Source organism: Sporosarcina pasadenensis (assembly GCF_047228845.1).
Lineage (GTDB): Bacteria > Bacillota > Bacilli > Bacillales_A > Planococcaceae > Sporosarcina.
Genome location: NZ_JBFEGM010000003.1, coordinates 90894 through 110314, shown reverse-complemented (window position 1 = coordinate 110314; position 19421 = coordinate 90894). Strand labels below are relative to the sequence as shown.

The window sequence follows — 19421 nt, the reverse complement described above, 5'->3', positions numbered from 1 at the left end:
GTCGTGACACTTTTAGTTTGTCTACTTATTGAAGGGGAAACACTATGCCAACCACCAATTCGCTACATGTAGCTACATCCTTTATTCTATCATTCAAGAGCAGAAATGCGAACGTAATTTCCCAATATGATTCAAACAAAAAGAAGCACAAATCCCCCATATAGAGAATTTGTGCTTCTTATCTTTACTGTTTTCCACAATAACTATGGAGACGGCGGGAGTCGAACCCCGCCTTTCGAGAAAGACTATAATACCAATGATTATAAGGGTTTATAGTTGCTATTGCAAATGTTTGACTACGCTTTTGACTACGTTTGAATTAAATTCGTTGCGGGGGCAAAGAATGTAAGGATTAATAATACCTCTCTTTTTCAAACAAATTATACTCGGCAAATGCCAAAATTACTTATCAATTGAGAGGAGTAAGAGAATGATGTTATATAGTAGCAAAACAACTTCCAAAGAATTAATAATTTAGATGATCAAAGATCAACAACACCAAATTAAACGGCTTTTATACCAGTGAGTGGTTGAAGTAGGTACAAATGTAATTATCAAATTCTGGGAGGACGACTTTTTTTATGGAGGTCTTCCTCCTAGATTAATAAGTGCAAAGGTGTGAAACACAGTATGCAGACTTCTTATTGTGTGCGAGTACAAATTTCATAATTCAATTGTTAACCGTCAATACCTTCCTTTGATACATCTCTTGTTTTGTAGTTGAATAAGCCATTTCATAAAAATTAAATTCTTGAACACCAAGCTCTTGACATTTCCTAGAAACCAATTCGATTATCTTGTTCTTTTCGTCTATAGGCGTTCTCAAACCGAATATTATAGCTTCCAAATCTTCGAATTCATACTCTAACAGTCTATCTTGCGGATTAGTAAAGCTATCCAAAACACTACTCAAAATGATTCTATATTCACGTTCACTTGACCATTCTGGTAGTTTCTTAAGAAATGCTTTTTCAAATGATTCCCAATGATTCTTTCTCCATTCTTCCATTTCTTCTTCCATATCTTCTTTGATATGCCCTGCACACTCACTAAGTTCACCAGCTTCATTCATATACCATTGATTAAGTAAAGGATTAATAGGAATCCTTCCGATATTCCTAAAGAAATCAAGTTCCTCAAAATCTGTCGAGTAAGAGATTTTTTGGAGTGGGTATTTTCTGTAACCATATGTCTTGCCACTTGAGGAATAACCAATAATAGACTTTAAATTCAGCACAGGGTTTTGTTCGTCTGCAACTTTGTACTTTAAACATACTCCTCTATGATTATCACCATAGGAACCCCAAATTGATGAGTTGTTACAGCTATCCATAAAACACGCAATATACGCTTCCGGATATGTTAGCTTCTTAATTGCATCTAAATAAAGCTGTGGAAATTCAATAAAAATATTTCGCATTTTAACACTATCTTTTAACTGGTATAGGTGCTGGTGATCCATTTCTCTCATATATTCACTTATTACCTGCATAAGAATTTTGTAATTTTCTTCTCCATTAAGATCGGTCTTTAACTCATCCCAAACGCCAGTAAACCCTTTTGAAAAATCTTCAGTGTCTCTTCTTTTTCTCCCTTTCTCGGAAGAGTCAGGGACTAGCCCGTGCTTTATGTCAATCTCTAAAATTGCATCCAAAGCATAGTTAGACAGTAATTTAAGGTGTACAAACATTTCTTCTTCATATATTTTATTTGGATTAACGATAATAAATTGGAGATAATTCTCCACAAAATTATTGGAAAAGAAAACGTCATAAATCTCTTGAATTCTTTTTTTATAAGATTCAGTCGGCAAACTGTCGAAACTTTTAAATACCGGTATATCCTCTTTTTTAAGCTGTTCATCTTCATCGGTTAATCTTGCAAGAAGTATCATATGTTCTAAACATAAAAGGTAATGTTTCAGTAAATTCCTCCATACAATTTCGTCTCCTTGCCAATAATAGAGACGCATACCTTCCATTGGATCATTTAGTTGTTCAGGGTGAGCAAAATATATTTGCTGTTTCTCCAACTCTTGAAAATCCCCAATTAGATTTGAAACAGTTCGAAACCTGTACATTATCTTCACTCACTTTTCCCTTAAAGTATAGATCATATTTTAACTCTGCAGAAACAGCAATCTAAAAAGCTAGTTCTTCACCTTTTTATTTTTTCTTTTTCTTTTTCTATCTCGTTCTTTTTGTCGTTTACTTGCTCTGTTTTCTCTTAATTTTGTAACGTGTTGATCCCACTCTACACTACTCGTCTTTCTTAATTCCGATGGATTATTTCTAGTAGGAAGAAAACTATTTGTTTGATCAGCCATACTTAAACCTGCTGAGGTATCAATTATGTAATAATGATGATAGTTATAAGCATGTGTGGATCTCTTAATTGTAGTATTTTCAAAATCACTTTTTAGCAACGCATAAGGATATAAATGCTCTATTAATCTTTCCATTGTTTGTTTTTCAGTCGGAGTAATCTCTTCTTCCCAAAGTAAAACTAGAAACATCCCCGACCCAAATCTCAATACACATGATAATAGTAACTTTTTGAATTCCATATTTTCCTTTTCTTTATTTACTCGGAATTCGTTCTCCAGAGGATTTACGAGTTCTATGAGGCTACCCTTTACAAATATCGGATTAAAAAATACTCCTAATTTCATATTATCAAAAAAGAACTCTGGCAAAGGAGTCATATCGACAGAAAGACCACCAAAAACAGAAATAGGCATTGCAGATGTTTCCGTTCTACCAAGTATGTAATCAAGGTTAGATTCAAACGACGTCGTTTGAATTTCTGATTTTTTCGTCCTGGCAATATTAAACATAATTTTTAACAGCCATCTAGAAAGCAACGAATAATTGTATGGTAAAACTAGTTTATCTTCAGCCTCATATGTATTTACAAAATAATCTCGGACCATTCCTGAACCATATGAATCAAGTTCAGATAGAATTACGTTATTACAATTATCGCAAACATCATTGATAACTATATTTTCACTTTTAAAGTATTTTATTTCTTTGTCGTACCTTATATTAAAGTCACATTCTGGAAACATATCAAGAAGCGCCTGAGGAATAATATGTTCCCCTGTCATTCGTCCATCTTTTTGGCAATAGCTACAAATCATAATTTTTCCCCCTCTATATATTTACAACAGTAATCCATTCCTTTACTCAACTATTCTGCCCCATTATTCATCAATCAATATCTAGTAGGGAGAGTTGAGATATTTATAAACTCATCTATACAATGACGAATCTTATTGTTTATCTCCAAAATCAAATTCAAGTTAATGAAATCCTCATTCTCCACAAAATAATCATAAAAAGTTTTTACATCATCATAATGTATAGTATTTCGAAGTTCAGCTACCTTCTCAAAGCTGTTTAGCATATAGACTTCTAGTGCTTTTGATAATTCCCCTTGCCCATTATTATTTAGCTCTTCAAATTGAGAAGTAGAAAACTTTTTCAAATTCATCAAGGAATCAACAATACTATCCATACGAATCGTAATAAAGCGATTCAGAAAGTAATCATCTATAAAATCTCGGTCAATTATTCTTGAATTATAACTCCTACTAATCCAACTTACCCCAAAAGATTCTTGTAAAATTAAAAGCAGTCTATATTTAAATACATTTTCTACGTTATTCCTATCGAATAAAATAGTATGGTTAATATCTTTATATATTAGCTTAAATGCTTCCAATTCCTTTATTCCTGATTCACTTGAGTTATATTTTTGAAGCATAGGAATGGATCTTTCCAATCCCTCAATAAATCCTTGTAATTGTGAACCGACTTCCATAGACAAGTAATATATACCAGGCTTATCATCTTTTTTATGCTCTTTTAAACTCTTTAACCTTCTCAGTAAATGTCCTACATATAAAGTACTTCCTATAGTTTGTCCCTTTTCATCTAGATAAAATCCAATATTATCAGCAGCCACACCAAAATCATCAATTTGCTGTTTCAAGATTTCCTCATAAATCTTTTGATTACCACCCTTTTCAAATAATTTTATTTTATTTCTAAATTCTTTTATAGCAAAGGGTATCCCTTCAGTCGTACCAAGTATATCCTTATGCACTTGGTAAATAATTAAACAACTATCTCTCATCAAAGTATAAGAAATAACTGCGTTAAAGACTTCACTATCCTTCACCCTGAAAAAAAAACGCTTTAGAGAAACCAAATCAAGATACACAGTTACAAATTTAGAAGTCTTTTTGCTGATAATAATCCCCCATTCCTTCTGATATGACATTCCACTTTATGCTGCTCATCATTGAAACCAAAAAACCGCTCATAATCTATGTTATGGGCGACCGCTCTCTTTCAAAAGATATAATCAGTAAAACACGGTAGTCTTGGTCATCTAAGAGAATTATGTTTAGGTCTATTGTAACGCGAAATTATTTAATCTTCAATCAAACTAGAAAAACCTATATAAGAATTAATAAAAAAGGAGCACAACCATAACGAGCTCCTTTCGCACCAGGGGGGGTGTTTGTTGCAGTCTGTTGCATTACTAGCCTGAATCTGCATCACGCACCACATTATTTCGGTAAAAGAGAAAGCGAAGCTAAGTATTTTTATTTATCTATCCAATCTTTGATTTTTGATAGCGGATTATTTGATTATCTCCTTTCCTCCACCCTCTATTTTGCGTAGCAAAATAGGTTAACAGGTAGATAATATTCTTTGTATATAATTGTATTTAATAGTAGCCAATTTATAGCTGTTACTAGTCTATAAATTAGACTCTTTAATCAAAAAAAAGCCCTGATAGTCTATTTACTAGATCATCAAGGCTATATTATATCCCTTTGTTTCCGGATAGAGTCTCACGTCAGCGATTCATAGATCTTATCGATTTCAACCGTTACCATGTTGTAAACTTCAGAAATTTCGACAGCGTACTTGCATTTCGATTGTTCATAAAACAGTTCATTTATCAATTCAGTAATAGCAATGATTGACTTTGCGTGATATTTCTCTTCTTTTATGAACAGCATAGTGGCATTAATGAAAACTTTTTTTCCACGTAAATAATCAGCACCCGGATTATCGATTAATGCTACCGACCAATTATTAAGCTTTCTTGCACGATAATGATGAATCCATTCACTTAAAATTACATAGGGGTTTTCTGAAGCGTCATTTATTACATAGATGTTTCGTCTATCAAAATCAACTGCCTTCCTAATACACCCTTTTTTCTCCAAAGAGCTTATTGCTTTTTTTACTGTACTTAATCCAAGCGTCGTATTAACACTTATATGCGACTCAGTTACTTTACAATAGCCATCTGAATGGATTTTAGTAGTGCTAGCCCATGAAATTAATTCATAAAGCACTTCCTTCTCTGTAGGAGATAGGAAATGGCATCTTCTCAAAACCTCAGGAACCATAGTAAATGTTCCACTGTGTTCATTTGGAAAGAAAATCTCCTCGCCCTGTTCTCGGTATCCTAACTGTTCTATAGGCTTAAATGGTCTATTGATTAAATCGTCTAAGAATCTCTTCATAATTATCCCCTTTTATCGATTTGATGTGTCATAATGCTAGACATTTTCTATATACGTAACACGGGTGTCTATAGTTAAATAAAATCTGCAACACTTTTCCTGAAATTCTTCCCGTAGGTAACATGTAGCCCCCACAAAAAGACGATTCAACACCTGAAATGCTAGGCACCGGGGGGGTTACTTATAAAATCTCAAATGAATGGTATTTTTTTAATCGTTCACCCAAGAATTAGAGACTTGACATATGCCCGTTGATACTGTGCAGACAGACAGCTATTTATGGCTAGTCAATGATCCGAAACTTTCAACGAATAGAATATGAGCTATTATCAACTATGTATATATTGTCATCTAGCCCTGTATTGCTCCCTCATAAAACGAATAAGCAACAGCTAACTTTTTGTTTATTAGCAGACCCGCCATGTTTTTAGCACAATTTTTTAGAGCTTCTCTTTAACTCTTTCATTCCATGCTCGTATAAAGCACCGAAAGCACATAATGTGGCGGGGACTCTAAATGTGAAGGAGCTACTATAAATGAATGACCAAGCAATGATGATAGATATAGAAGATGTAGTAATGAAAGCTGTTCAGAAGGCATTATCAGGTGTTCAGTTTCAAATGACGGAGAGTGGATGGTTGTCCTTGAAAGAGGGTGCCAAGTACGCTGGTGTCTCCTATAACACGTTTGTAAAGTTCCGAGAGATGGGATTGCAAGTGTGTGAAATTGAGGGTATCAAGCGGGTATCACGCAAAGAGATTGATCGTTTTTTACAAGATCATAGTTTCTGATGTAATTTGATGAGGATTTGCCACTAGAATCGGTTATAATATCACTAGAGGTAAATCCTCTCTTTAATCATTTGCCCCCGCAACTGATTCAGGAGGAATTATCATGGCAAAGAAAAAAGTCTCACCCATAAAGAGTTATAAGCTGAAAAACGGTGATTTACGATATGAGTTCCCGGCTTATTTAGGTGTTGATCCGCTAACTGGAAAGCAAAAACGCACAATGAAGCGGGGCTTTAAAACACGTAAAGAAGCGGAATTAGCGTTGGCTCGTTTAAAATTACATGTTGCTAACGGTACGTACCAACAAGAACGTGCTGAAACTTATCAGGAAGTCTCTGACCTTTGGGTTAGGCAATATGAAAAGACCGTTGAGGAGAGTACGTTTGTAAAAACAACGGGTATCTTCAAAAATCATATATTACCAGTAATGGGTGACTACAAGATTGAAAAGATACATGTTGATGTATGTCAAAAGCATGTAGATGAGTGGGCGGACAAGCTTAAGAAGTTTCGTATGGTAAAAGCGTATGCTGCAAAGGTATTAGACTTTGCGATTAAGCGTGGCTATATACAAACAAATCCGTTTGCACATGTAGATACGCCCGCCAACGTTTCTAAGAAGTCTATTGTGGCGGACGAAGAGGAAGCAGAGAACTTCTATACTCGTGAGCAGCTTATTGAGTTCCTATCATGCTTAGAGCAAGAAAGTAATTACAAAGCATATGCCCTATTCCGTTTACTAGCCTTCAGCGGTATGCGTAAAGGTGAAGCATTGGCGCTTACATGGAATGATCTTAATTTCACTACAAATGAAATGCGTATCAACAAGGCACTTTCACGTGGCAAAGATAATCAGCTATATGTAAAATCCACTAAAACTGGCGTTTCCCGCACAATCAAAATGGACGACAAAACAATGGCTGTGCTAAAAGAGTGGAAGAAAAAGCAGAAGCAGGATTATTTAAAGCTTGGCTTCAATACGCTACAACCAAAGCAACTTGTATTTAGCAACGAACGTAATGAGTTTCTTCAGCCTACTAAAACTCGTAAATGGATTGTACACGTGCAGAAAAAATACAACATCGGGACAATTACGACACACGGTTTACGTCATACCCATTGTTCTTTGTTGTTTGAGGCAGGGGCCACTTTAAAGGAAGTACAAGATCGTCTAGGACATAGTGATGTACAGACAACGATGAACATCTACACACACGTTACAAAGAAAGCGAAAGAAGAAGCAATACTGAAGTTTGCTAACTACATTGAAATGTAAATGGATGACTACGCTTTGACTACGTTTTTGACTACGTTCCATTGATACTAAATGAAATTAGATGAAACAGTTCAAAAGAAAAAACCCTTGATAATCAAGGGTTTTGACACTGTTTGAAACTCCATGAAATTAAACTATGGAGACGGCGGGAGTCGAACCCGCGTCCAAAGGCTCCAATACTTCAGCGTCTACGCGTGTAGATTGACTACTTGCGATTCGCACTGCATTATGCCGTCAATCAAGGCGTCTTGAGCGCTATCCTGATAATCTCTTGCAACGGCCTCAGGAGGCGACCGTTACCGTATCCCACTAATAAGTGAGCCTAACAATGACTGCTAGGCAGTTTCATCGGCTTATTAAGTTGCGAATGCTAAGTTGTTGTTTGTTTTGCCAGTTATTATTAACTGTCGTTTCTGACGGAGACGATCCCTTGTAACTGTTAACCAAAATGGACACACTATTCAAAAGAATATTCACGCTTCACCACAATCGGAGAAATGGAAACAGCGGCAGAACTTCATGTTATGATGGGAAATAAATACACTAAGGCCCGACTAGCTCCTATCGGCTTGTCGAGCCATTTTCTCACGCAAAATTTCCGATTGTCCCCTAAGAACCGTACCCTGTTGCCATCGGTGGTTTAAGCATTTATATTCAGAAACTGTTCGACTTCGGATTGTATAGGAATTGGATTCACAGCACCAATTCCTTGTGTTGATAATGCAGCAGCAGCGTTAGCGTATAACGCCGCTTTATCAGGTGTATCACCCTTTAAAAGCCTAGTAATAAATGCTCCATCAAAAGTGTCTCCAGCACCTGTGGCATCAATGGATTTCACCCTGAAGGCCGGAATATGCTTGCGCATATCACTAGTAGCCACAATGGAGCCCTCCTTACCCATTTTTAGAACCACCATTTTTATTTTGTAATCTAAATAAAAATCTATTATTTGGTTAGGATCGGTCAAGCCTGTCAGATGTGTTACATCATCTAAGCTCGGCAAAAAGATATCCACGTTTGAAAGAGTACTATGAATAATTGCCTTCGCACGTTCCAATGACCATAGTTTTAATCTTAAATTCGGATCATAAGTTACTGTAACGCAATGCTTCTTAGCTAATTGAATTGCTTTGAACACAGCATCACATGATTCAGTACTTATAGCCTGTGTTATTCCGGAAATATGCAGATATGATAATCCCATAAAGGATTCTTCTTTTATATCATTTTCAGATAAGTAGCTTGCAGCAGATCCTTTTCGGTGATACGTAAATTCATGACCATTATCACCGTAGCTAATAAAATATAAACCGGTGTGATGTTCCGGGTCAATTTTTACTAATTTTGTGTTTACCTTTTCTTTATTCCAAAGCATAATAAATTTTGAGCCAAACGTATCATTTCCTACTGCTGATTGATAGCCAACAGAGGCACCTAGTCTGCTGGCCGCAATGATGAAATTGGAGGTGTCCCCGCCAAAACCTGAGGTATATTTTCCATCGGCTGATTCACTAAACTCAATTAGTGGCTCACCAATTGCTAAAATATCCAAATTTAAGCCCCTTTTAAATTCGATTATATTTTTCAATACCTTTTCGTAATGACTTTTCACTTAATATAAGCATAGTCTGTTCTACTTCACGTTCTTCAATTTCCAAAGCAACTTTAAGGACATCCAATACTGACTTCGAAGGAACTACAACTATGCCATCTTGGTCACCAACAATTAAATCACCCGGATGAACAGTAATTCCTCCACATTCTACCGGGACATTTAATGCTTCTGTTTTATACCTACCAACAGTTGTTACAGGAGCAACACTTCTCGAAAAAACTGGAAAGTTAAAATCACGTTTAATTTCAGTCACATCCCTAACAGCGGCATCGAGAACCGCCCCCTCCAAGTCTCTTGCGACTGAGCCCGCAGTCATTAATCCGCCCCAGCAAGCAACATTTTTAGAACTACCTTCAAGACCAATAACGATGACACTTCCAGCAGGTGATGAATCAATCGCGTCTAGTGCATGTTCTGGTGGCAACTTTTCATCTGTAGCAACTTCCGAAACAGTAACAGCGGGTCCAACGATTCTACAATCATTAATACGTGGCTTTATTTCAAAATCCATAAACCCTTGTTTGCCAACAACTTGGTCAATCGCATCAGAAATTGATGCTGTAGAGATCCTTTTGAATTGGGCGATAATTTCCTTCGTATAGATCATGTTTTAATAACCCTCCCGAAAATAATTTTCAACTTTTTGTTTAAACAATGTCGCCTTTTGTCTAAATCCTGAAATATTATTAGAACTTATTAAATTCAAATCTACCAAATCTGAACCAACCCCAATAATGTCTGCACCTGCTGCGAAATAACTCGTAATATTATCCGAATTAACTCCTCCGGTTGGCAGCAATAATATATGTGGAAAAACTGCCTTTAACGATTGAATATACGAAGCACCTCCCATTGACGATGCCGGGAAAACCTTTACAACACTACTTCCACTCTTCCAAGATTCGAGAACCTCTGATGGGGTGAGTCCGCTCATTATACAAATTATTTCTTCGCTTACACATAATTCAGCTAATCCATTTACATAACAGGGTGACACTATATATTCTGCGCCAGCTTCTATACATTTTTTGGCTTCATCGATTGTTGTCACTGTTCCAGCTCCAATTAAGAGTCCCCTGTCATCCGACCAGAACTGGATTAAACGCAGAGCATCTGGTGTGGTAAGTGTTATTTCTACCGTTTTAAATCCAATCTCTTTTAACTCTAGTATTGCTAGATGTGCGTCTTCAAATCTATCCGCCCTAATTACTGGGATGATATGCTCTTCTTTGAGTTTGTTTAACCTCTGTTGGACTCGAGACACTCTATCGTTTCACCTCCATTAATACATTTACGCAATGAATAGGGGCACTACCGGAAAATACTCTTCTGACTTCCTCTGCAGCTTTTTTCTGCAATTCCTGTAAGGACTCTTCTGAATACCATCCCATGTGGTTGGTCACTACAACATTAGATAATCTAAATAGGGAAGTATTTACGTCCGGAGGTTCCTTTTCAAACACATCAAGTCCCGCACCGAATATTTCTTTTTTATTAAGAAGATCATATAATATATCTTCATCAATCAATCCGCCACGTGAGGTATTAATCAAAATACAGTTCTCCTTCAGCAGGGCAAGTGTTTCTTTATTCAATATATGGAAACTCTCTTTAGTTAATGGCATATGCAATGAAATAATATCTGATTGCCGACATAATTCATGTAAATCGCAAAGCTCTATATCATGGGGCTTATCCTTGATATACGGGTCATATACCAATACTTTCGAAAATCCAAAAGCACGTGCCTTTTCGATAAAACGGCGTCCAATTCTGCCATATCCGAGAACACCTAATGTTTTGTTTTGAAATGAATAGATTTTCTCACTAAACCCTGTATCCCAGTTTCCTTGCCTCACATTATTATCTCGTGATATAATTCTCCGCGATACGGTTAAGAGTAGCGCTAGCGCATGATTTGAAACTTCCTCTGTTCCATAGTCTGGTACATTCACTACATAGATATCTTTTTGCCTGGCAGCTTCAAGATCTATGTTGTCTACTCCTACACCGTATCTAACAATAACTTGACATTGCTCCATTTCATTGATCATAGACTTTGTAATTGGATATTCCCTTACCATTACTGCCGAAGCTGTCTTCAAATGGTGGAGAATACTCTCTATTGAATTTGTTCCATTTAGTACTATGAGTCTATAATCTAGGCCTTTAAATATCTGTTTTTCTTGTTCGAAATCAGGATATTTAGTATCAAGTTGAATGATCATTTTTGTTTGGCTCACTCTTTTATCACCTTCTAGTTTCCTGATTGTAACGATTCAATTTCATTTAAAATACCGTCTACCCATTTATTATCAGCTTCCTTACGTAGCCATTCTGCAACGGCTGGTTGGGTTACCTGCCTGAATTTTTCTATTTCATTTTCGCTAATCGTTGTAACCGTCATACCTTTCCCTGCTAAAATTGCCCCTGCATTCATATCCTGACTGGAAGTCATACCACGGTGAATCCATTTCACTAAATCTACACCTTCTTGAATGACTTTTTGTTGCTCTTTCGTCAATGAATCATGGAATTTATCACTTACTAGATAAGCATGATAGCTGAAAATATGAGAATCCAAGGTCACATATTTTTGACTTTCATATAAGCTGGCTGCCAAAATATTAGTCACTCCATTTTCTTGTCCATCCACTACCCCTTGTTGGAGTGCAGACGGAAGTTCCGGCCATGAAATTACGGATGGGCTTGCTCCAGTTGCTTTCATCATATTTTCAAATAACGGCCCAGGTTGAACCCTCATTTTCAACCCTCTCATATCCTCTATAGATTTAATTTCCTTTTTGTTATTGGTAAAATGCCGCACACCATTATCTGCCATCCCCAACAGTCGGATACCAGTAGCTTGTCTCATTTCTTCCCCAAGATCCTTTGTAAATTCACTATCATAAACTGTCCATGCCTCACCTTGGTTGTTAAATAAATAAGGTAGATTGTATACGCCCATTGGAGCAAATACAGAACTGATTGGACCATCATGAATGATTGTCATTTGGACTGTATTCATCTTGAGGTTTTCTAAAATTGTTTTTTCATCACCCAGCTGACTGGCAGGGTATATTTGTACATCAATTGCTCCATTTGTATGCTTTTCAACATAGGACTCAAACGCCAGGGCCGCAGCATGCTTCGGCTGATCTGCATTACCAGGTTGGAAATGAGCTAATTTTAATACAGTAGCATTTTTCTTAACAGACGAGTCTGCATCAGTTTTTTCCTTCTGTGTGCAACCTACCAAAGAAAAAGATAAAATTGTTGCCGCAACTCCTATTAGCCACTTTTTCTTGTTTACTTTCATAACCATTCCCCCAATTTCATTTTATTTAGACCAGCTTAAACTTACGGTTTATTCACCTCCTTAATATTTAAAAAAGTTAGGTATAAATGTACTAATTTCAGGTACTAAAATAATTAGCACTACTACAATGAGCTCCACCAAAAATAGTGGAAGGATTGCCAGACTTAACTTTTCAAGTTTAAGACGCCCAATAGAACTAATTACAAACAATAGCGGAGCCACAGGGGGCGTTAACATTCCGAGCCCCACACTTAAAATGATGACCATCGCAACCTGTATTGGATCGTTTCCAAGTTGGCTGGCAACCGGACTCAAGATAGGTACTAAAATGATTAGGGCTGGAATGGTATCAACAAACATTCCAGTGACTAATGCAAATAGTGCGACCAAGAATAATATTAAAATAGGATTATCTGTTAACTCTAAAAGCCACTCGGCGATCATTTGAGGTACTTGAGTATAAGTAAGTATCCAGGAAAATGCGGCCCCCATGGCAATAATTAAAAGAATCGAAGAGGTTACTATGGAACTTTGAATAAATATTTTAGGTATATCTTTTATTCTCAAAGCCTTTGTTACAAACAAACCAACTAGTATGGCATAGCCCACCGCTACCGCAGCTGCCTCCGTAGGAGTGAAAATACCACTTAAAATTCCCCCTAATAAGATGATTGGCATCAACAGTGCTGGTGTGGCTTCTAATAGGCTCTTCAATAACTCTTTTAAATTCCTTTTTTTTGTTTCAACTTGATAATCATTCTTTATAGAAATGTAATGATTATAAATCATTAATAACAGTGCAATTAAGAGACCTGGAATAATTCCAGCCAGAAACAATCCCATCACAGATGTATTGCCTGAAGTCAAGGCATAAATGATCATAAGAATACTTGGAGGAATAATCATTCCGATAACAGAAGTTGCAGCACTTAATGCACCCGAGTAGTATTTATCGTAACCCGCTTGACGCATCATTCTCATGACAACAGCACTAGGACCAGCTGCATCGGCAAGTGCTGAACCACTAATACCTGCAAAGAATACACTAATTAATACATTTACATGTCCTAGTCCACCTTTAATATTACCGATTAAATCATTTGACAACTTTATTAATAGATCTGTTAATTTTCCCCCGCTCATTAAATCAGCTGCTAATATAAAAAACGGAATAGTGAGTAGAGGAAAAGAATCGATTCCGCTAAAAACCCGTTGAGGGAGAACTTCCCAAGGAATATTACCGTCACTAATTATTGCTGCCAACGTAGCGAGTCCCATTACAATGGCAACGGGCAGACCAATTATTAATCCAATGATAAATGTAATAAGTAGGACCCCTACCAAATTAATCCCTCTTTTCTTGTTCTGGAAAGTCTTCAATGGAACTGGGCTTTATAATATCCTTAAACATTAGTAACAAATGCATAATAAACACAACTGCACCGACAGGTATTAAGAGATAGACAATCCCCATATTCCATCTTAATACCAGACTCTTTTGTCCCATAGTTCCAAGTGAATACATGAACCCCAGATAAGCGAGAAGACCCATAAATCCAATTATGATTAAAGCATTTATCGTACGTAAAAGCTTATTCAGTTTTTCATTTTTTATTAAATCTATGACAAGTTCAATACTAACGTGGCGGTGTTCCCTAAGAGCAAGCCCCGCTCCAATTAAACAGATGCCAATCATTAAAATTCTCGATAACTCCTCCATCCAGGAAAAAGAATAACTAAAAATATATCGGGTAATTACATTAACAAACACAATAATAAACATTAAACCCATCATAATTCCAATTAACATACTATTAATCTTTTGAAACAAGCTATCTAGTTTTTGTATCACTTAAATCACCACTTTCCACACTTTGTTTTTTACCTGATAATACTTTTTTCATAGTCTTTAATCTTTCGGATACTTGTTCTCCCTTTTGCAAAGATACACCCACTACAAGAATGTCTATTATCATTAAGTGAGTAAGTCGTGAAACCATTGGAGTGAAAATGTTAGTATCCTCATCTAATTCAGCATTAATAACTAAGGAACACGCGTCTCCAAGCGGGGTATTCTTAGAGGTAATCCCTATAACTGTTGCACCAAATCCCCTTGCTATTTCAATATTTTCAATCAATTCCTTTGATTTTCCTGTATTAGAAATAGCAATGATTACTCCTTCATTTCCTAAAAGACTACCTGACATACATTGCATATGTGGATCAGAGTAAACGCTACAAGGGATTCCTAATCTAAAAAATTTGTTATGGGCATCTAATGCAACCGCACCAGAGGCACCAAAACCCCAGAATTCAATTTTTGAGGCATTACTTAAAGTTTGTACCGCATGTTCGATTAATGCCGGATCAAGATTTTTAATTAGCTCGGAAATTGATTTTAATGAGTACTGTCCAATTGTTCTTATATAACTATTTGCATCATCCCCAACCTTGATGCCTTTATGGACATAATATTTATCACTGGCCAGCTCTCTTGTTAAATAAAACTTGAATTCTTTAAAACCATCAAAATCGAGCCGTCTACAAAACCGAATAACTGTCGGTTCACTCACATCTATTAAGAAAGCTACTTTCCCTATACTCATTTTCACAATTTCATGTGGCTGTTCAATTATGTAAGTAGCTATCTTTTTTTCTGACGGACTAAAGGATTCCAAACGTTCCCTGATTTCAGATAATATCACAGATAAATTCACCTCTTGTAGTTTTACTACTAGATTAATATGACTTTGTGCGTTTTCATATTACTACATCTTTATCTTTTTTAAGAAATAAGCACGGGAAACTGTAAAGTCCACATTTGACAAATCCTTTTTTTAAAACCCCCAATAGGTTCTAATGAATAGAAAAAAGAAGCACAAATCCTCCTTAAAGAGGATTTGTGCTTCTTATGTTTGCTATTTTCCATAAAAACTATGGAGACGGTGGGAGTCGAACCCACGTCCAAAGGCTCTGCTACTTCAGCGTCTACGCCTGTAGATTGACTACTTGCGATTAGCGCTGCATTATGCCGTCAATCAAGGCGTCTTGAGCGCTATCCTGATAATCTCTTGCAACGGCCTCAGGAGGCGACCGTTACCGTATCCCACTAATAAGTGAGCCTAACAATGCCACATGGGCGATGGAACTGCTAGGCAGATTCATCAGCTTATTAAGCTGCGAATGCTAAGTTGTTGTTTGTTTTGCCAGTTATTATTAACTGTCGTTTCTGACGGAGACGATCCCTCCGACGCGCAGCTCAAGCCCAGACCACCCCTGTCGAATCCGTAACGTCCCCCAAATGAGAGGTATTTCACGGTGCCACTTTCTGAAACCATTCGAAATTCTTAAATTTAAGTACCAGGCACTCGCTTATTTCTGAATCGCCTTACAAGCGATTCATCGCTATTTTCACCTAGACAACGTATAATAAATAAGACAGAGAAGAATTCATTTTTCCTCTAGTTTAAAAAAGAGGTGCTATTACTTGAAACAGTTTGAAACAGCATTACCTGAGCAATATGAAACTTTAAAAAAACAGGCCAATTATACGTCTAGCTGGCGAGATCGTTTAGACGCAGTCGAAATGCTATCGGCTTATCAACATGACAAAGTCATTGACTTATTAAAAAATCGTATGAAGCATGATACTGTCTACAAGGTGCAATTAGCAGCCTATGAAGCACTTGTGGCGTTTGGTGAAGACGTAGAGAAGCCATCACCTGCACGTTTTGATATCATTAAAGACACGGACAAAATTTTCCTACGGGTGAAAAAGAGCTTGCCGAAGGACCATACAGTGGCAGACTTTGCGGATAAGCTAAAACGTATGCGTTTAGATGTCTTTGATGCGTATGAAGGTGACAAAGGTGAACAATTTATGAACTGGTTAGAGGAACGTTGGGCTAAACTGTAATCAGTTGTTTCAAGGAAAGTCATTCTCTTCGCATGCGGAGGGGATGGCTTTTTCTTATCAGTGATTCTTGAACAGTCTCAAATGTCTGCACAAAAAAGAAGCACAAATCCTCATAAGAGAATTTGTGCTTCTTATCTGTACTGTTTTCCATAATAATTATGGAGACGGTGGGAGTCGAACCCGCGTCCAGAGGCTCTGCTACTTCAGCGTCTACGCGTGTTGATTGACAACTTGCGATTCACGCGCACGTTTCCGTCAATCAAGGCGTCTTGAGCGTATCCTTATAATCTCTTGCAACGGCCTCAGGAGGCGACCGTTACCGTATCCCACTAATAATAGGTGAGCCTAACAATGCCACATGGGCGATGGAACTGCTAGGCAGATTCATCAGCTGACGCTGCGAATGCTAAGTGGTTTGTTTTGCCAGTTATTATTAACTGCCGTTTCTAATTAGAGCCACGTTTAATTCTTTTAGAATAAATAACCCACTTCAGTTCAAAATAACAATGGTGATAATAAATAGTCTCTATGATGGAATAAAAAAAGGAGATGAATGGATGCAGGGTCGAATATTCAAGTGGTTGTTGGTGACGGGGTTTTTATTTTGTTTGCTTATAATAGAATTCTTGACTGTTTATGCGAATGACGAACCTTTGGGAAATCTATCGCAGGACTGGTCGAAAGCAGTCATACAAGATGATCAGGAAGAAGATTTGCCTGATCTTGACGGAGGAGCTGAAAATTCAGGTCGGGAACTTCAGCAGCCTGTTGACCTAAGAATTTTACAACAGCGGTATCCAGATATATTTTTCTTACGAGGTCCTACGGATCAAAAACGAGTTGCTTTAACTTTTGATGATGGTCCTGATCCACGTTTTACAAATGATGTATTAGATGTATTAAAACAGTACAATGTACCAGCAACATTCTTCGTGTTAGGTTCAAGAGCCGTTGCAAATCCGGATCTTGTTAAACGATATCAAAACGAGGGTCATGTAATCGGAAACCATACGTATGGCCATCCTAACCTGGTCGAAGAATCCGACCTCGAAACGCTAGAGCGGGAAGTAACCAGAACGGAAGATGCCCTTAACGAAATTATTGGTTATCGGACAAAATTATTTAGACCACCATATGGCTTCTTATACAATGAATTAGTCGAAAAGCTTGGTGAAATGAACTACTTCGTAATTGCCTGGTCGGTTGATTCCTTGGATTGGCAAGAAGACCCGCCGGAAGTTATTGCTTCGAATGTATTAGACAACATTCATCCTGGCGCGATTATTCTCATGCACGATGGGGCAGAATCGGGTGGAGATCGAACGAATACAATTGAATCGCTTCACCAAATTATCCCGGCACTGCAAGAGCAAGGGTACGAGTTTGTCACAGTTCCTGAATTATTTAATATTCCATACAAGAAATAGAAGGTCTCTCTTCTATTTCTTTTTAATTCCCAATCCCAATATCGATTACATTTGAACAAGAGAACTTAAAACAAGAAAAAACATAGGGAGATTTTAATCTTCCTATGTTTTCATTCATATTATTCATCTGTTTGTTTTTGCTTTTTTTTCAAATACTCCGCACGTATTTTTTCCAGGAGTTGCTTTTTATCAAATTTGGCCGGCTTGTTTTTTTCATGATACTTTGTCACAGCCGATTTACCTTTGTTATCCAATTGATATTTCCCCATTTTGTTCACCTACATTTCTTTTCTCGTCTATAAAGAGAACCTATTCAATAAATAAAATGCACCTTATTTAATGAAGTATACCTTTTACCTATTAGGAACTTTCATTCTAATGTGCTTAGTACTTTTAGATGATCGATCAAAGCTTTTATTGATAATCATTTTATCCATCTTATAACGTAAAAATAGGGATATTGCCCAAGAGTCCAGCTCCCGTTCAATACCCCTATCTTTTAAATCATTGTTACGACTATTTTTACCAGTCCATTTAACTATGGAGACGGCGGGAGTCGAACCCGCGTCCAAAGGCTCTGCTACTTCAGCGTCTACGCGTGTAGATTGACTACTTGCGATTCGCACTGCATTATGCCGTCAATCAAGGCGTCTTGAGCGCTATCCTGATAGTCTCTTGCAACGGCCTCAGGAGGCGACCGTTACCGTATCCCACTAATAAGTGAGCCTAACAATGCCACATGGGCGATGGAACTGCTAGGCAGATTCATCAGCTTATTAAGCTGCGAATGCTAAGTTGTTGTTTGTTTTGCCAGTTATTATTAACTGTCGTTTCTGACGGAGACGATCCCTCCGACGCGCAGCTCAAGCCCAGACCACCCCTGTCGAATCCGTAACGTCCCCGTTATGAAAGGTTGTTACACCTTTAAAGGGATGTCAGGAATGCCTGTTGAAAGGCTTCTGAACTATATCACTACTAGTATCATACTACATTTTGACGTAAAAATCAATACTGCTGTTTCGCTTTGAAGGCACGCTCCACTTCGCGTTTCGCTTCCTTCTTCTTTAGATCCTCACGTTTATCGTAGAGTTTCTTCCCTTTACCGATGCCAATCAATACTTTCGCGAAACCGTCTTTTAAGTACATTTTCAGCGGAACGATTGCGAAGCCTTCCTGCTTTGTCTGCCCAAGCAGCGTTGCTATTTGTTTCTTATGGAGTAGCAGCTTGCGCGAACGCAATGGATCGTGGTTGAATTGATTTCCCTGTTCGTACGGACTGATATGCATGTTAGAAATCCATGCTTCATTGTTCCGGATCAGGACGAACGCATCGCGCAATTGCACTTTGCCGTTACGGATCGATTTGATTTCCGTTCCTTGCAGCACAATCCCTGCTTCAATCGTTTCTTCAATCGCAAAGTCATGGTTCGCTTTTTTATTGATGGCCAGTACTTTCCCTTGACCTTTAGCCATAATGGTATCCCCCCACAATTAAAAATGCCGCGGCACTCGCCTCAACGAATGCC

At 37.4% G+C, this 19421-nt stretch carries 18 protein-coding genes and 4 other RNA genes; 4 read left to right on the top strand and 18 right to left on the bottom strand.

Annotated features, from left to right (window positions below; translation table 11 throughout):
* Positions 1-670: 670 nt before the first annotated feature.
* From AB1K89_RS05925 to AB1K89_RS05910, 4 genes are all read right to left on the bottom strand, one after another.
* Positions 671-2032 carry a hypothetical protein gene (locus AB1K89_RS05925; protein ID WP_413053850.1) on the bottom strand — a complete coding sequence of 454 codons (1362 nt, stop codon included), beginning with the start codon at positions 2030-2032 and terminating at the stop codon, positions 671-673.
* A 117-nt stretch (positions 2033-2149) separates the two neighbouring features.
* The gene (locus AB1K89_RS05920; RefSeq protein ID WP_413053849.1) at positions 2150-3142 is read right to left on the bottom strand and encodes a hypothetical protein; all 993 of its coding nucleotides are present in this window, start codon (positions 3140-3142) and stop codon (positions 2150-2152) included.
* Between the two features lie 74 nt (positions 3143-3216).
* Positions 3217-4287: a hypothetical protein gene (locus AB1K89_RS05915; RefSeq protein ID WP_413053848.1), complete on the bottom strand. Its 1071-nt coding sequence runs from the start codon at positions 4285-4287 to the stop codon at positions 3217-3219.
* Between the two features lie 580 nt (positions 4288-4867).
* Positions 4868-5551, bottom strand: a complete 684-nt coding sequence (locus tag AB1K89_RS05910) for a hypothetical protein (RefSeq protein WP_413053847.1) — start codon at positions 5549-5551, stop codon at positions 4868-4870.
* A 536-nt stretch (positions 5552-6087) separates the two neighbouring features.
* Between AB1K89_RS05910 and AB1K89_RS05905 the strand changes: the two genes are divergently transcribed.
* Entirely contained in the window at positions 6088-6342 is a 255-nt protein-coding gene (locus AB1K89_RS05905) for a helix-turn-helix domain-containing protein (RefSeq protein ID WP_413053846.1), read from the top strand.
* Between the two features lie 103 nt (positions 6343-6445).
* Entirely contained in the window at positions 6446-7618 is a 1173-nt protein-coding gene (locus AB1K89_RS05900) for a site-specific integrase (protein ID WP_413053845.1), read from the top strand.
* Positions 7619-7752: 134 nt separating this feature from the next.
* Here AB1K89_RS05900 and ssrA (AB1K89_RS05895) read toward each other — a convergent pair.
* From ssrA (AB1K89_RS05895) to ssrA (AB1K89_RS05850), 10 genes are all read right to left on the bottom strand, one after another.
* Positions 7753-8103, bottom strand: a transfer-messenger RNA (tmRNA) gene (gene ssrA / locus AB1K89_RS05895).
* Between the two features lie 155 nt (positions 8104-8258).
* Positions 8259-9170 (bottom strand): sugar kinase, encoded by a 912-nt coding sequence (locus tag AB1K89_RS05890; protein ID WP_413053844.1) that lies wholly within the window; start codon positions 9168-9170, stop codon positions 8259-8261.
* Between the two features lie 13 nt (positions 9171-9183).
* Positions 9184-9840, bottom strand: a complete 657-nt coding sequence (locus AB1K89_RS05885) for an RraA family protein (protein WP_413053843.1) — start codon at positions 9838-9840, stop codon at positions 9184-9186.
* Between the two features lie 3 nt (positions 9841-9843).
* Complete coding sequence (locus tag AB1K89_RS05880; protein ID WP_413053842.1) at positions 9844-10497, bottom strand: bifunctional 4-hydroxy-2-oxoglutarate aldolase/2-dehydro-3-deoxy-phosphogluconate aldolase; 654 nt, start codon at positions 10495-10497, stop codon at positions 9844-9846.
* Position 10498: 1 nt separating this feature from the next.
* On the bottom strand, positions 10499-11476 hold the full coding sequence (locus tag AB1K89_RS05875; RefSeq protein ID WP_413053841.1) for a C-terminal binding protein: 978 nt from the start codon (positions 11474-11476) through the stop codon (positions 10499-10501).
* Positions 11477-11490: 14 nt separating this feature from the next.
* Complete coding sequence (locus AB1K89_RS05870) at positions 11491-12552, bottom strand: DctP family TRAP transporter solute-binding subunit (protein WP_413053840.1); 1062 nt, start codon at positions 12550-12552, stop codon at positions 11491-11493.
* A 60-nt stretch (positions 12553-12612) separates the two neighbouring features.
* On the bottom strand, positions 12613-13896 hold the full coding sequence (locus AB1K89_RS05865; RefSeq protein ID WP_413053839.1) for a TRAP transporter large permease: 1284 nt from the start codon (positions 13894-13896) through the stop codon (positions 12613-12615).
* Between the two features lies 1 nt (position 13897).
* Positions 13898-14404 carry a TRAP transporter small permease gene (locus AB1K89_RS05860; RefSeq protein WP_413053838.1) on the bottom strand — a complete coding sequence of 169 codons (507 nt, stop codon included), beginning with the start codon at positions 14402-14404 and terminating at the stop codon, positions 13898-13900.
* A complete protein-coding gene (locus AB1K89_RS05855) occupies positions 14385-15257 on the bottom strand; it encodes an SIS domain-containing protein (RefSeq protein WP_413053837.1) in 873 nt (290 codons plus the stop codon). Before AB1K89_RS05855 ends, AB1K89_RS05860 begins: the two co-directional genes overlap by 20 nt.
* 229 nt (positions 15258-15486) lie before the next feature.
* Positions 15487-15850: a transfer-messenger RNA gene (gene ssrA, locus AB1K89_RS05850) on the bottom strand.
* Between the two features lie 189 nt (positions 15851-16039).
* Between ssrA (AB1K89_RS05850) and AB1K89_RS05845 the strand changes: the two genes are divergently transcribed.
* Positions 16040-16468: a HEAT repeat domain-containing protein gene (locus AB1K89_RS05845; protein ID WP_413053836.1), complete on the top strand. Its 429-nt coding sequence runs from the start codon at positions 16040-16042 to the stop codon at positions 16466-16468.
* A 156-nt stretch (positions 16469-16624) separates the two neighbouring features.
* Here AB1K89_RS05845 and ssrA (AB1K89_RS18280) read toward each other — a convergent pair.
* Positions 16625-16957: a transfer-messenger RNA gene (gene ssrA / locus AB1K89_RS18280) on the bottom strand.
* A gap of 68 nt (positions 16958-17025) precedes the next feature.
* On the opposite strand from ssrA (AB1K89_RS18280), the gene AB1K89_RS05840 reads away from it, so the two are divergent.
* Entirely contained in the window at positions 17026-17895 is an 870-nt protein-coding gene (locus AB1K89_RS05840) for a polysaccharide deacetylase family protein (protein WP_413053835.1), read from the top strand.
* Between the two features lie 119 nt (positions 17896-18014).
* Here the strand turns inward: AB1K89_RS05840 and AB1K89_RS05835 are convergent, their stop codons facing one another.
* The 3 genes from AB1K89_RS05835 to smpB all read right to left on the bottom strand — a co-directional run bounded on the left by AB1K89_RS05835 (position 18015) and on the right by smpB (position 19368).
* On the bottom strand, positions 18015-18149 hold the full coding sequence (locus tag AB1K89_RS05835; protein WP_413054027.1) for a hypothetical protein: 135 nt from the start codon (positions 18147-18149) through the stop codon (positions 18015-18017).
* Between the two features lie 284 nt (positions 18150-18433).
* Positions 18434-18797: a transfer-messenger RNA gene (gene ssrA, locus AB1K89_RS05830) on the bottom strand.
* Positions 18798-18900: 103 nt separating this feature from the next.
* Complete coding sequence (smpB, locus tag AB1K89_RS05825) at positions 18901-19368, bottom strand: SsrA-binding protein SmpB (RefSeq protein WP_251701301.1); 468 nt, start codon at positions 19366-19368, stop codon at positions 18901-18903.
* Positions 19369-19421 lie beyond the last annotated feature (53 nt).

Coding starts and splice junctions, on each gene's coding strand:
- AB1K89_RS05910 (WP_413053847.1), bottom strand. CDS start 5,551: ATGAAGAGATTCTTAGACGATTTAATCAATAGACCATTTAAGCCTATA.
- AB1K89_RS05920 (WP_413053849.1), bottom strand. CDS start 3,142: ATGATTTGTAGCTATTGCCAAAAAGATGGACGAATGACAGGGGAACAT.
- AB1K89_RS05900 (WP_413053845.1), top strand. CDS start 6,446: ATGGCAAAGAAAAAAGTCTCACCCATAAAGAGTTATAAGCTGAAAAAC.
- AB1K89_RS05915 (WP_413053848.1), bottom strand. CDS start 4,287: ATGTCATATCAGAAGGAATGGGGGATTATTATCAGCAAAAAGACTTCT.
- smpB (WP_251701301.1), bottom strand. CDS start 19,368: ATGGCTAAAGGTCAAGGGAAAGTACTGGCCATCAATAAAAAAGCGAAC.
- AB1K89_RS05905 (WP_413053846.1), top strand. CDS start 6,088: ATGAATGACCAAGCAATGATGATAGATATAGAAGATGTAGTAATGAAA.
- AB1K89_RS05840 (WP_413053835.1), top strand. CDS start 17,026: ATGCAGGGTCGAATATTCAAGTGGTTGTTGGTGACGGGGTTTTTATTT.
- AB1K89_RS05885 (WP_413053843.1), bottom strand. CDS start 9,840: ATGATCTATACGAAGGAAATTATCGCCCAATTCAAAAGGATCTCTACA.
- AB1K89_RS05870 (WP_413053840.1), bottom strand. CDS start 12,552: ATGAAAGTAAACAAGAAAAAGTGGCTAATAGGAGTTGCGGCAACAATT.